Below are 13,785 nucleotides of genomic sequence, written 5' to 3' on the forward strand. Positions count from 1 at the left end.
ATGACTAAGTTAAATAAAATTGTAAATATTATGGTAATCGCAGGTGTAGCACATTTTTCTGGTTCAGTTTTGGCGGCAGATGTGCAAGTCAGTCAAAGCACTCAATTTAATAATCAAACCAGTGTGTCGCAAAGTATGAATACTGAGCAGGGCAAGGCAGATGCGAATGTGCAATCTGACTCGACTGCGTCGAATGACACTAATGCTCAAGCCAATACCGATACAAGTTCTGAGCAACAACAAACAGAAACAGCTGCACAGAAAAGTACGGAATCTGCTAGTCAAAACAGCACTGACTTAAGTCATAACCTAGTAGCCAATCACAGTCAAAATATTACTCAAACAACTAATCAATCAAGGTCTGTGTTAATAAGCAATGGTTTGTCTGCTGTATCTGCACTAAGAGTGACGAATACAGATCCTTCGGCAGTAGAAGAGTCTGAAGTCATAACTGAAGCAGAGTCTATGGAAGAATCTGATACTGCAACCACTGACATGCCAGCAGCACCAGAACTGAATAATGGGGTTTCATTGGCTCAGGTGGCAGATATATCTAGTTCAGCTGGCCAATCAACCTCTGTGTTAGTCAGTAATGGTCTGTCCGCTGTGTCGTCACTGAGTATGCCAAACGCAGCCACAGCAGACACTTCAACGTCAGAAGATTTTGAAGTCATAAGTGAAGCAGAGTCTATCGAAGAATCTGATACTGCAAGTACTGACATGTTAGAAGCACCTGAGCTAAACAATGCTATTTCTTTGAGTCGCGCAACAGAGCTCGCCAGTAATGCCTCTACTAATGTTGAACAGCTTGTTAATACTGACGTAGCGACTCAAGCAACTCAAGTTATCGAACAATCTATCAGCACTTCGATTGCCGACAACATTGCAGGTAATGCAGAGAGTTCGGTATCGCAAACTGTGAGTAATCAAATTAGCTCTATAGTGACAGAGCAAGTGAGTTCTGAAGTTGCCACAGTGACCGCTACCGAAGTGGTAAATAGCATCAATAGTGACCTAGACCTAGGTATCTAAAAACACTACCTCTCTTCAACTTTACGCCGGCTGTTAGCCGGCGTCCTTCTACCTGATGGGTGATCAAAATGAAACTATCTCTTAATACTATAACCTCTGTTTTGGCCTTAACTTCAAGCTCTTTAGTGTGGGCTGATAATCAGTCTGATTTTGTACTTAACGCTAAGTTAGGCGCAGGGCTGATGCATAATTCTGCTTTAAGTGTTGATGAGTTAGACGATGTTTCTGCACAAAGTGACTCGGGTCATGAATTATATGGTTCGGTAAAGGCTAAGTGGCAAGCAACAGACAAAGCTAAACTCACTGCCAGTTATGCATACAATCAAAAACAATATAGGGAATATTCTCAATATGATTTGGCTTTACATCAAATCAGTGTAGACGGTAGTTATCAGTTACAAAGCAGTGAGTTAGGCGTGCGTATTGATGGGGTAAGTGCCCGTCTTGCAGGGAATACATTTTTAGAATATCAACAAGTGAGTATGTATCTTGGCAAGTTTTTACAGCCCGAAACTTATCTGCGTTCTAGTGTTAAATATAAAAATAAGCTGTTTACAGATTTACCATCACGAGACACTACAGGAGTAGGTGTTAATCTTGATTTATTTCATTTTTTGAACGGTGCCAATACTATGTTGTTGCTTGGGGTCAATGGCGAGCAAGAAAACGCAGCACAGCAGCAATTTGACTATTGGGCATTGGGTTTAAATAGCAAAGTAACCCACAAATTTAATATGTTTGGTTTGTCATCAAAAGTGGGATTGGGTCTACGGTATCAGAAAAAGGACTACCAAAGCGTTACCCTAGAATCGCTACAGGGCAATGAAAATATTGAAAGAGACGAAAATAGAAAAATAATAGAAGCTAATTGGCAACTGCATGTATTAGACAATTTGTCGGTTATCACCCAGTGGCAATATGGTGACTACCAGTCTTTAATTTCGACCCAGACTTACCAGCAAAATATTACCAGCCTTGGTATCAACTTTACCTTCTAATTGCCCCAAATCCATAGATAGGGTCTCTACCTTTGGGGCCCATATCTATGGCTTGTTTAGATAGGTTTGTAAGTACTTCCTTTCTTCCATCATTATGAATATCAGTTGACTGATTTAGTAAGCAAGCCAATGCCGCAGAGACTACAGGGGCGGCCATTGAGGTGCCCGATTCTTTGCCTAACCCCTGTTTTGCTTGAGCAGTTAAAACGTTAACTCCTAACGCCGCATAGTCGATGTAGTCGCCACGATTAGACCAGCGATACGGTTGATACTTAGCGTCAATGGCACTGACAGCCGTTACTTCAGCATAGCCTGCTGGGTAAACTGGTGTTGCCGCTGGACCTTCGTTACCTGCAGCCGCTACAATAAATGCACCTTTATCGGTTGCAGCCGAAATTACCCGCTGCAAGATACTATTATCTGGCCCCGCTAAGCTCATATTAATCACCCATACTTTTTCTTCAACTAACCAATCAAGTGCTTCGATCATGGCACTTAACGTGGCGCCTTGAGCATAATCTGATTGCTGGTAAAACACTTGTGCAGAGTAGAGTTGTGCATTAGGTAATAAAGGTGAAAGTTGATCTGCTTTGCCTACCAGCACACTGGCCACTGCGGTTCCATGGTGTGTAGGCGAGGTTAACCCAGCAACTAAAAATGATTTGGCGGTGATCTTTGCTGCTTTAAAGGCTCTATGTTGTTGATTTATGGCGCTGTCGATCATGCCTATTTTGACAGCAGCCTCACAAACTGCAGCTTGAGTCGTCTCGGTAGTTGTGGCAGCGTGAGTGGTTTTATTTTGTGCTTGGTAAATATGGTTTCGGTCGAGGGTGGCTCGACTTTCTGCTGTTAAATGTTGTGCTAATTGCGGTTTACCGTCAAATCTATCAGGTACAGTAAAGTGCAATAAGTTCAGGCCTAAACCTTGATATACTTTGCTTGATCTGATTGTCGCGCCTAGCTTAATTAATGCTTGTTCGCTTTTGGCGTCGGCTAGCACCATCCATTGGTTTTTAATGGCACGCCAGCCATTTTCTACTTCCACTTCTATTAATACTGGTTTGCTGACATTTGTGCCAATAGGCAATGTTTTCGGTAATAGATCCAGAGGCTCTGTGATCACATCTTCAATTGGCGGTAGGCTAGTCAAGGCGAAGGGAGTGTCAATTTTGGGCTTTGGTAGACGATCGCTGATACGTTCAATAGTGCCAGGTATCTGGCCCACCTGGTTTACAATTCCGCTAGTATTAACCAGCTGTGCAGATGTTATTTGGCTAAACGCTAGTAAACTAAAGAATGTAACTTTGCTTAATATCATAGTGACCTCGTGCTGAAATAAAGAAACTTATAGGGTTAACGTTTCAGCAAAAAATAAATTTCATTTTTTTGGGAATAAAAATAAAGCTCATCCGTTACCTTTGTAACTGAGCAAAAAAGAGTAAACACAATGAATGAATCCTTTGAAAATATCATACCCATGTTAAGACGCTTTGCCTATTCATTAACGGGTAACACAGCCGATGCTGATGATTTGGTACAAATTACATTTGAAAAGATCTTGAGCAAAGGTATGCCTGAAGATGTAGAAACTATTAAGTGGGCTTTTAAGGTCTGTCGTAATGTGTGGATCGACGAGTACCGTTCACGCAAAGTGAGACAAAATGCAACACAGGCGCCAGAGCTGCAAGAACAAGTGACAGTTGATTCAAGTCAGCAACAACAATCAAAACAAATGTTAGCTAAGGTCAGTACTGCTATGGATACCTTACCCCAAGACCAGCGTTCTATATTGTCCTTAGTGGCTTTACAAGGCATGTCTTATAAAGATGTGGCGACAACCTTAGAAGTGCCAGTGGGCACAGTGATGAGTCGTTTGTCGAGAGCCAGAAGTTCCTTGTTGAATTTGGTTAATCCACAAGTATTAGGAGAAAATTCATGAAGATAACTGACCAGATGTTAAGTGCATTTTTAGATGCTGAACTGGCACCAGAAGATATGGAACAAGTGAGGTTAGCTCTAGAGACTGACGATGATTTAGTGATGCGTATGGCCGAACTTTCACAAGTGGACCAATGGGTAGTAGAACATGCGCAGCAGATTGATCAAACACCAGTACCAGCAAAAATAGTGGCGTTAGCGCAACAAATAGATGCCAAACACGCTAATACAGAATTACCTACAGACAATAAAGTGGTAGAAATTTCGAAATGGCAAAAAGTGACATCACAAATCAGTACGCCTTATTCAATGGCGGCGGGTGTTGCCTTAGTAGTGGCGGTGGGAATGTTGAGCATTTCACAACAGTCTAAGCAAACAGGTTTGTCTGCAGAAGTCGCGGCGGTTTTAGATAACACCTTAAGTGGTGATACACGTTATTTAGCTGAGGGTGAAGCAGTTACCGCACAGTTGAGTTTTACCAATACAGAGCGGCAGTTTTGTCGTCAATACCAAATGGTAAGTAACCAAGGAAGTAGCGCACAAATAGCCTGTAAACACAGTGATGGTTGGCAAGTTGCAGTGCAATCAGCCGAGCAAGGAACACAAAACACTGGGGATTATCAGACTGCATCAAGTAATAAACAGTTAGATCAGATGATAGATAAAATGATCAGTGGTGCGCCACTAGATAGAACTCAAGAGCAACAAGCCATCCAACAGGATTGGCAGTCTAAAACGCAATAAAGAGGTGATTTATGAAACTTATTACAATTATTTTTTCAATTGCATTATTACTATTGTCTGGTTGTGCAAGTAAGCCTGATTTTAGACCGGCCACTAATGGTTCGGTAGGTTATAGTGAACAAAAAATTACTGACGATCGCTATCGCGTGCAGTTTAAAAGTTACTCAAAAACAGTAGCGGATGCATCAGACTATGCATTGTTACGTTCTGCTCAATTAACCCAGCAACAAGGTTATGATTGGTTTGTTGTAACCAGCAAAGAAACCTTTGTTGAGTCAGAAAAGCTTCAACCTGCTTCTTCTGTTGGTGTATCGCAAACACGTCAAGTGGAAAGGCATTGTGGCTTGTTAACTTGTAAGACTTATAGTCGTCCATCTACTCAAGTAGGAGTGAATATTAACGCTGGTATGAGTAATGAGCGAAAAGAAGTGCATAGCATCTTAGAAATACGCTTAGGTAAAGGGCTTAAACCCAATGAAGATAGTTATAGTGCACAGGACGTGATTGATAACTTAAATGGTAAGTTAGTTACTGCTCACTCAGGGTAATAAGTCTGATAATTATAGGCTTTAATTTGAAATATAAAACAGTGCCATATTATTTTCTGGCACTGTTTTATATTGATCGTGTATCTTGTGATTAATCAATCGGTATGTTTAATTTGTTTGGATTAACCCGTTCCTTTTTGCAAATTTAATCCCATCTACTGGACTAAAATTTGAGCACTTATTAGCTTTATTTCTTCGCTGGTTTTTCCGCTTCTGGAGCCTAAGCTTTCAAGGATTTTTAATACTTCCATCCCTTCAATGACTTTACCGAATATAGTGTGCTTACCATCTAGCCATGGCGTGGGGGCAAAGGTAAGAAAAAATTGGCTACCGTCAGTGCCAGGTCCAGAGTTGGCCATGCTTAGTAATCCAGCTTCAGTGTGTGTGACTTCGTCACTGAATTCGCCTGCATATTTATAACCTGGGTTGCCTCTTCCAGAGCCTAGTGGATCACCACCTTGTGCCATAAATCCACTGATTACACGGTGAAAAATAGTGTTGTCATAGAATCCTAAGGTTGTGAGGTAAATGGTGCTAGAAGTATGCATAGGAGCAACTTCCGGCATCAATTGAATGGTTATCATGCCTTTATTGGTGGTTATTTCCCAAAGATACTGCTTGCCTTCGGTGAAGGTCAGCTCAATGGGTTGTGGTAATGAGGTTTTCCATTCTTCTTTGGTTTTATCAATATTTTGATCTTGAATGAATTGATTGACTTGTGTAATTGCTTTGTCGGTGAACCAATCACAACCCGTCATCATGATTAGCGATAAAAATACACAGAGATAAGTGGTTTGTTTGTTTAGGTTAGTGCTCATTTTTTTACTTAATTAAGATAGCTAAATTAGCAGTTTAAAGACTTTAGAATGATGTTGGAAGCTGAAATCTACACAGGAAAAGCCATATAAAATATGCTCTACAGTAAAATGAGCAAGCCGATATTGCGAATGTCAATGCTTGGTCGTTTGAGGTAGGGGCAACTCGGTTGTTCCTTGTGGCAGCCACCTCTTTGATCTATTCAACCTTTTTTAGGTTTTTAGGTCGCATTAATATAAAGGTGATACCTATATGTGTTTGATTAAATACTTGCTATAGTCAATTAATTTCAAAAGTCAGCTTATTACCACACAGGATAGACATTTTATGTTTGCTAAGAATTTAATTACAACGGCTTTGCTTGCTGTTTTTGCGGCTGGGTGTGCTCCAACATCAAAAACAACTTCAATGGTTAGCCCGCAAAATGAATCGACAAATAGCATTCCTCTTAGTGAACGTGGTTTTATTGTTGATTCTCCTTTAGAGCAAACGGCTGTAGCCAAACTGGCTAAGCTTGAAAGCTTGATGTTGCAAGCAAAAAATAAATCGTTAGATGTTACCCGTGAAGAAACCACAGTGTGGTTTGCTTATGAATTTTTAAAATACGCAGAATGGGATGAAGCAAATAAAGCGGAAACACAAAAGTTCTTTGCTAACTACCAGCCCTTTAAAGATAAACAAGAGCAATACGCAACAGGTTTACCAGATTTTGAAAGACAAAAGGTTATTGAAATACTCGATCATTCTATCAGCACATTAACGAAAGTGATGAAGGGCGAAATTAACCGTAGAGCCGTAGCCAAAGTTGATTGGAATAATGTTGATGTAGCTGATGACATGTTTGTTAATAGTGATGGCAAGCCAGTATTTTTATATGATTACTTTTCTAAATCAATGGGCAATCCAACTTCTGACACACGCCTTTATAATGATCATTTAGGTAATGTTGATCACCTGCCCAGTATCAATCCTTATTTGATCAATCAAGACGGGACTATAAACAAATACCAATTAAAAGCGTTAAGTTCATATCCAGATACCAGTATTGGTTTCGCGTTATTTTGGAATAGTAACCTGCCTGATTGGATCAAAACACAAGAGCCAGAGGTTGAAAAAGGGCGTTCTCTATTTACCGGTTTTGATATCGACAACCCCTTGATGAAAGACGCATGGGGCAACATAATTCGAGAGGTGACCGAGCATAGCAAAGGTAAAAACACCATAAAGCTGGGTTATATTTTATCGAACGAACCCCATTGGTTTTCTGAAAAAGGACACTGGACTCAGAATTTTCATGAAATGACTTCAATATCATCTTATACCCAAGCCAAGTTTCGTGATTGGCTCAATATTCAATATCAAAGTGACATAAAAGCATTAAATACAAATTGGCACACTCAATTTAGCAACTTTAATGAGGTGACTATTGAAATTCCTATTGCTCCTGCGCTACAAGGCACACCTATATGGTACGACTGGTGCCGCTTTAACATGGCCCGAAGTCTTGAATGGTTTACTTTTTTGCAAAATGAAATTCATGAGGTGGATCCTGAAGCTGATACCCATATAAAAATTATGCCTGATTTATTCACCGAAAATTATCGCTCTCATGGTATTGATTTAGAAGCATTAACCGAACTCACCACTATGATAGGTGACGATGCCAAAACAAGAGGTCGAGATTTACGCCATAAAACCCCAGAAGAATGGGAAGCGCACTACGCTTATTTTTGGGAAGAACTGGCGGTTTCTTATGATTTTATGGAATCAGTTTCACCCAATAAAATTCATGTGAATTCTGAAACACACTTTTTGTCTACCTCATGGTGGCGTGACCTTGACCTGTCGCCCGCGTATGTCAGAAACAGTTTTTGGTTAGCTACTTTAATGGGCATGGATGCTGGACTAACCTGGTTTTGGGCGCGAGATCCTGATGGTTCACCTGAAGATCGACTTGAAGGAAAATTAAAGTTTTTTGACCCTGCAATGGCTGGCTCTTATGCGGCATCTACGGGTATGCAACCACAAGTGGCCAATGAACTGACGCAAGTGATGATGGATTTAAATAGCTACTCAGAAGAAATTATGGCGCTGCGTAAGCAAAAACGCCCAGTACGCTTATTTCATTCTGAAACATCAGCTATCAATAAAAATAACCATATGAGTGAACAGTTTGAGCTCTACGAGTCATTATTTTTCGAAGGTTTCCCTTTAGGTTATGCCACCCAAAAAATTATTAATCAACAGGATAATAACTTATGGGATGTGGTGGTTGTTTATAAAACAGAATTTGTCACTGACGCTGAATTTAATGCACTACAAAGCTACTTAAATAATGGTGGAACTGTGGTCATCGATAGCCCGCTTAGCCTATCTAAAAATGAATATGGGGTACCACGTCAGCAACAACTGATTAGCGCTAAGGGCAAGTTGATAACAATGGCAAACGTTGACATTGTTAGCTTAAAGCAACAAGTACTTGATATTGTTAGGCCAAAACAAGCTGATGTGTTACTAACTGAGCGCAATGGTTCAAACCATAAAGGATGCACTTGGCGAGTTGTTAAACAAGCTAACGGACGATATTTAATGACCATAATTAACATTGGTAAAAATACAGCGCAACTTAGTACAAGTATGAAAAATGGCCAGAAAGCGTTAGCGACAAATATGTTAACCGGTGAAGCATTAGCCAATACCTTTGAACTAGCAAGCAATGGGGTATTACTACTTGATATAGCAGCCGAATAAAATTAGCTAGATAAGCTGTAAGCCTTATTCGTGATGAACTTAAGCAACACATCCATGCATTAAGAGAACAAATCATCGCTAAAGGTATACTCACAAAAGAAGAATGGCCCAAAGCAGAAGAGAGTTAGTCTAGCTCTATCTTCCCTATAAGAACTGGAGCACAAGCTGCTTGCACAGCTTGTGCAGCTTTCAATTTTAATTTGAACGGGTATGGGCGTCTGCATCTACCTGTATTATGTCTGGACTAACGGGTTTTTTAGGCTGCACCATTTTGTTGTTCTGGGCGGCAGAACTACGGAAATTGTACATACGGTAACCCGCTTCTCTAATGTGTTCTACCAATTCAGTAAAGGGCTTGTCAGCTAAATCGACTATACCTACATTGTAGTTTTCACCATCGCCGCGGCCTGTTGGTGGTTGTTCTGCATATTGGAACCAATGTGTTCCTATAATGTAAGGGTTTAACAGTGCGCTGTTTACATATTCTGTATAAAGCTGCGCACGATGTGATTGGCTTTTGGCTTCTACTACACCAAGATGTAAAGCGCCGCGATCTAGTGAGCCAAAGTGGAATTCACCAATTAGAATAGGCTTATCTACGCCTTCAGGTAAGCCAACATTAGTGACGTTATATTGATACTTATTCATACTTATAACGTCCGTGTATTTGCCAGCGGTGCGGATCACTATATCACTATTCGCCCAAGCTAGACGACACCCTAGGTACAAGGCATTAGGTGCCACTTTTTTCATTTCGCTACGAACGGTAGAGAAGTAGGTGATAACTATTTTTTTATAAAATGCTTGTATATCATCCCATGCTCTAGCTTCGCTGGGGGTGCCAGTTGTTTCAAGTAAGGCATTCCAAGACTTATGAGTTGTGCCCCATACACTATTGAGTTTATCGATTGTTTTATATTTGCTTTTTAAATCTTTTAAAAATTCTTTTTTAGCCGGCTGATCCGCTGGACTAGCCAGAGTGGCTATGGCCAGAGAGCCTTCTGCCCCCCAGGAAAGTTCATTCTCAATAAAAAAGCCTAATAGCCAAGGATCATCAACAGTGTGTTGGCGATTAGAAAGAGATTTTTTTAATTGGCGACGAAAACTTGGATCAAACACATCGTGAAACTTTCCCCAATATCCTTTCGATGCTTCAATTTTTTTGGTGCCTCTAACCCATACTGTTTCTGTGTAAGGGGTAATGCTTTGCGTGGTAAGTTGCTTATCTGACGCTACACCTAGGCTGTTCATGCCCCAACTGCGGATCCTAGCGTGGGTCACTCTATCAAACTCTTGTTTCCAGTTTTCGCCATATTTTTGATATAGGTTAGATGCGGTAAAATTATAAGTTTCTCGCTCTGCTAAAGTTTTATAATAACCGTGTGACGCACGTCCTGCTTTTCCATAAAATTCACCATAAGGACCACTTTTTTCTGGTAACCATTCGAAATAATTTTCTCTGTCTGTGGTGCCTGTTACTGCCGTTCCTGCGTGTACAACACCCACACCATGAGACCAAAATAAACGTCCTAGTGGATCAACAAACCACCAAGCTCCATTATGTTTCTCAACTCTAAAATAGCCTGTCGCTTTCAGTTGAGGTCCGTTTTTCCAGCCGCCGTATTGGTTAAAGTCACTAGGCCCGGGTTTGGCTAATAACTCACGGTCTTCTTCAATTGCTTGCTGACGAAGATCATCCACAGAAAGTGTTTTTCCTGGCCACTGAGCATGTTTGTATTGGCCAAAGCGGTCGATAAAGGGTAGAAATCCTTCAGGCTCAACCCAATGTACTGGATTGGTTGCTCGAATATTATCAATTAACAACTTATGCTCGTTGCTAGGGGAGTTAATGGTTACTTTAACCTGATCAATGGCGCTTAAATCAGACTTTTCTTGGCCTGGTGCGGCTCGCATAGCTAATAACTTCAATGGCTTTGTAAAGCGCCATGGTGTGGTAATTATGTCATCGGAAACGGTTTTGGTTTGTCCAGGTTCTAGATCGAAGCGGATTTCCATTTGCCATGCTTCCATGCCATCTTCAGGATCGCCTACTTTAAATATTATCCGTGCGGTATGTTCACCAGCATTAGTGATATCCATTTTGACGTGATAATAAGAACCTAAATTCCAACTACCACTTGGACGTTTTATGGTGACACCGGGAGCGCCAGATTTCATGCCCGTTTCCACAAGTAGTTGTTGTGAACCATACTGATTGATAAGACTCACATTTGCATCATTAGGATAGACCGAGTCTAGGTCAAAACCTTTCTCAAAATCAAACAGGATTAAACTATCTGCCACGTGATTTTTATCCGCAGCGGTAGCAAAAGTGTTTACAGTAACAAGTAAGAAGGTTAAGCAGCATCTTACAAAAAATTGGATATTCAGCTTCATGATTTAAACCTTTTAATATTCAACAAACTAAGTAGTTAAAGGGGTATAAATTAAACTCGGTGTTAAATGTTAATATTTAGTTGTGAGATTTGAAATTAGAGTTAATAAGGGAGGTAAAAGCAGTAACAGCAGTAGATAGGAGGTAGTGAATAGATATTAGTAAGAGATAAAAAGTTACACCTTTAGTTATGCTTTAATTACCGTTATTCCTGCATGTAGTTAGCAGGAATAACGGGCTTTGAGGTCAACAATAATCTTGCACTTGCTGTTATTTGTTCTTTTCGCTAGTGACTCGTAGCTCGAACCTAGTTGTTTTTAATCAAGCAGTCCGCGGCGTTTTAATAGCGGCTCTACTATAGGTTGTTGGCCACGAAAATTGATATAACTGGTCATCAAGTCTTGGCTGTTACCCATCGATAAGACTGTTTTTCTGTAAGCTTCGCCATTTTTACGAGTTAAGCCGCCATTTTCTTGTACATAAGCAAATGCATCTGCAGCGTACACTTCTGTCCATATATAAGCGTAATAACTGGCTGAATACCCTCCAGCAAATACATGACTAAAATAGGCTGACTTATAGCGAGGTGGCACAGCGGCGTAGTCAAGGCCGTGTTTAGCTAAGGCATTTGTTTCAAACTCGCCAGCATCTTTTATTTCAGTATCAGGAGATATTGAGTGCCATTCCATATCTAGTAGTGCTGATGCCAGATATTCAGTGGTGTCAAAACCTTGATTAAATTTCAGGGCGTTAAGGGTTTTAGTTAATAACGTTTTAGGAATAGGTTCGCCTGTTTGATAATGTTTAGCGTAGTTAGCAATCACACTCGGTTCTATGGCCCAATCTTCGTTAAACTGTGAAGGAAATTCAACGAAGTCTCGGGCAGTAGCCGTACCGGCTAAACTTGGATATTTTACATCAGAGAACAAACCATGAGCAGCATGACCAAATTCATGGAACAAAGTGGTGACTTCGTCAAAGGTCATTAAGGTTGGCTGACCTGTAGCGGGCTTAGGAATATTCAGCGCGTTGTAAATCACAGGTTTATTATTTTGTAGATGGTTTTGAGTAATATATGAACTCATCCAAGCCCCGCCTCTTTTGCCTTCTCTAGCATAAGGGTCTAGGTAGAATAGCCCGATTGAGCTGCCATCTTCATTGAACACTTCATAAGTGGATACATCAGGATGGTAAACCGGTAAATCTTTACGAGTTTTAAAGGTGATGCCGTAGAGCTTTTCCATGGCAAAGAATAAGCCATCTTTTAAAACTGTATGGTATTCAAAGTAAGGTTTGATTTGGTCTTCATCTAAATCATATTTGGCTTGGCGCACTTGTTCACCATAAAACGCCCAATCCCAAGGTTGCATAGTAAAGGCATGACCTTGGGCTTTGATTTGAGCTTGAATATCAGCTGCTTCATCTTTGGCTTTAAGTAGTGCTTTTGGTGCTAGATCATCAAGCATGGTGTAGATCGCGTCAGGTGTTAAGGCCATTTGATCAGAAGCGATATAACTAGCCCAATTTTTAAAGCCTAAAAGTGATGCTTTGTCGGCTCTCAGTTGAGCAAGCTTGGCTAGAATTGGCGTGTTCGTATCTTTTGCTCGATTAGCCGAGGCTTTCCATATTTTTTCTCGCAATTCACGGTTTTCTAATTTGCTTAAAATGGGCTGGCGGGTGGTGTTGACTAAAGTGACCATATAACCGGTTTTATCTGCATCTTTAGCCGCTGCAGCAAGGGAAGCAATATCACTCTCAGACAAGCCTGCTAATTCACTTTTGTCAGTGACTAAGATCACATCATTTTTAAATGACTGGAGAATATTTTGTGAAAATTCAGTGGATAAGGTAGACAACTGGCTATTGATATCCCGCATTTTGTTTTTTTCTGTCTCTGATAATCTAGCCCCCGCCCGGACAAATTGATCGTAGTAATAACTAATTAACCTTTGATCTTCAGCACTAAAATTCGCTAGTTGCTGATGGATTGTAGAAATACGACTAAATAGCTTAGCATTTAAATAAATATTATCGCTATGAGCAGATAACTTGGGAGCCATATCTGCTTCAATACGCTGATATTCTTCGTCTGATATCAAGCTTGATAAACTAAAAAATGCTCGAGAAACGCGATCCAATAATGCTCCTGATTTTTCCATGGCCACTAAGGTATTTTCAAAACTGGGGGACTGAGGATTGTTAGCTATAGCTTCGATTTCTGTACTGTGATCTTGCATCCCTTGAGTAAAAGCAGGTTCATAATCCGTAATTTTTAATTTATCAAATTGTGGCGCTTGGTATTGTAAGGGACTTTGACTAAATAAAATGTTGTCACTCATTGCAGCTTGCTTCTCAGTTGGGGGATTGGTCTTTAATTTTGACTCATCACTTGAACAGCCGGACACTGCTAATGCCGAAAAAATAGTAGCGGCAACTAGGGTAATACGCATAAATTCTCCATTAGGAATATGTTGATTGGCTAAAATACGATAAGCGGTGTTGGCCTGAGCAAACAATAGCAGGATTAAACAATTCATTTCAATATTGTTAAGTGGTTGAAGAG

Annotated in this window: 10 protein-coding genes; 6 read left to right on the forward strand and 4 right to left on the reverse strand. The window is 40.4% G+C overall.

Going from position 1 to position 13,785, the window contains the following annotated elements; all coding sequences use genetic code 11:
• Together GQR87_RS02380 and GQR87_RS02385 are read left to right on the forward strand one after the other, a co-directional pair.
• A complete protein-coding gene (locus GQR87_RS02380; protein ID WP_158966181.1) occupies positions 1–1,032 on the forward strand; it encodes a hypothetical protein in 1,032 nt (343 codons plus the stop codon).
• Positions 1,033–1,100: 68 nt separating this feature from the next.
• Positions 1,101–2,030: a surface lipoprotein assembly modifier gene (locus GQR87_RS02385; protein ID WP_158966183.1), complete on the forward strand. Its 930-nt coding sequence runs from the start codon at positions 1,101–1,103 to the stop codon at positions 2,028–2,030.
• On the opposite strand, the gene GQR87_RS02390 is transcribed toward GQR87_RS02385, so the two are convergent.
• Positions 2,020–3,348, reverse strand: a complete 1,329-nt coding sequence (locus tag GQR87_RS02390; protein WP_158966184.1) for a S8 family serine peptidase — start codon at positions 3,346–3,348, stop codon at positions 2,020–2,022. The genes GQR87_RS02385 and GQR87_RS02390 overlap by 11 nt on opposite strands.
• 129 nt (positions 3,349–3,477) lie before the next feature.
• Here GQR87_RS02390 and GQR87_RS02395 point away from each other — a divergent pair, with 129 nt between their 5' ends.
• From GQR87_RS02395 to GQR87_RS02405, 3 genes are read left to right on the forward strand one after another with little or no spacing between them, the layout of a single operon-like run.
• Entirely contained in the window at positions 3,478–3,969 is a 492-nt protein-coding gene (locus GQR87_RS02395; protein WP_158966186.1) for an RNA polymerase sigma factor, read from the forward strand.
• On the forward strand, positions 3,966–4,712 hold the full coding sequence (locus tag GQR87_RS02400) for an anti-sigma factor (RefSeq protein WP_158966188.1): 747 nt from the start codon (positions 3,966–3,968) through the stop codon (positions 4,710–4,712). The genes GQR87_RS02395 and GQR87_RS02400 overlap by 4 nt, the downstream gene beginning before the upstream one ends.
• An 11-nt stretch (positions 4,713–4,723) precedes the next feature.
• On the forward strand, positions 4,724–5,260 hold the full coding sequence (locus GQR87_RS02405) for a hypothetical protein (RefSeq protein ID WP_158966190.1): 537 nt from the start codon (positions 4,724–4,726) through the stop codon (positions 5,258–5,260).
• 155 nt (positions 5,261–5,415) lie between these two features.
• Here GQR87_RS02405 and GQR87_RS02410 read toward each other — a convergent pair whose 3' ends face one another.
• Positions 5,416–6,078: a peptidylprolyl isomerase gene (locus tag GQR87_RS02410; protein ID WP_158966192.1), complete on the reverse strand. Its 663-nt coding sequence runs from the start codon at positions 6,076–6,078 to the stop codon at positions 5,416–5,418.
• A gap of 325 nt (positions 6,079–6,403) precedes the next feature.
• On the opposite strand from GQR87_RS02410, the gene GQR87_RS02415 reads away from it, so the two are divergent.
• Positions 6,404–8,827: an alpha-amylase family protein gene (locus tag GQR87_RS02415; protein ID WP_158966194.1), complete on the forward strand. Its 2,424-nt coding sequence runs from the start codon at positions 6,404–6,406 to the stop codon at positions 8,825–8,827.
• 195 nt (positions 8,828–9,022) lie between these two features.
• On the opposite strand, the gene GQR87_RS02420 is transcribed toward GQR87_RS02415, so the two are convergent.
• Positions 9,023–11,224, reverse strand: coding sequence for a beta-galactosidase (locus GQR87_RS02420; protein WP_158966196.1), 2,202 nt, complete (start codon positions 11,222–11,224; stop codon positions 9,023–9,025).
• A gap of 315 nt (positions 11,225–11,539) precedes the next feature.
• Positions 11,540–13,672 carry a M3 family metallopeptidase gene (locus GQR87_RS02425; RefSeq protein ID WP_158972859.1) on the reverse strand — a complete coding sequence of 711 codons (2,133 nt, stop codon included), beginning with the start codon at positions 13,670–13,672 and terminating at the stop codon, positions 11,540–11,542.
• Positions 13,673–13,785 lie beyond the last annotated feature (113 nt).

Source organism: Paraglaciecola sp. L3A3, assembly GCF_009796765.1.
In the GTDB taxonomy this organism is placed as follows: domain Bacteria; phylum Pseudomonadota; class Gammaproteobacteria; order Enterobacterales; family Alteromonadaceae; genus Paraglaciecola.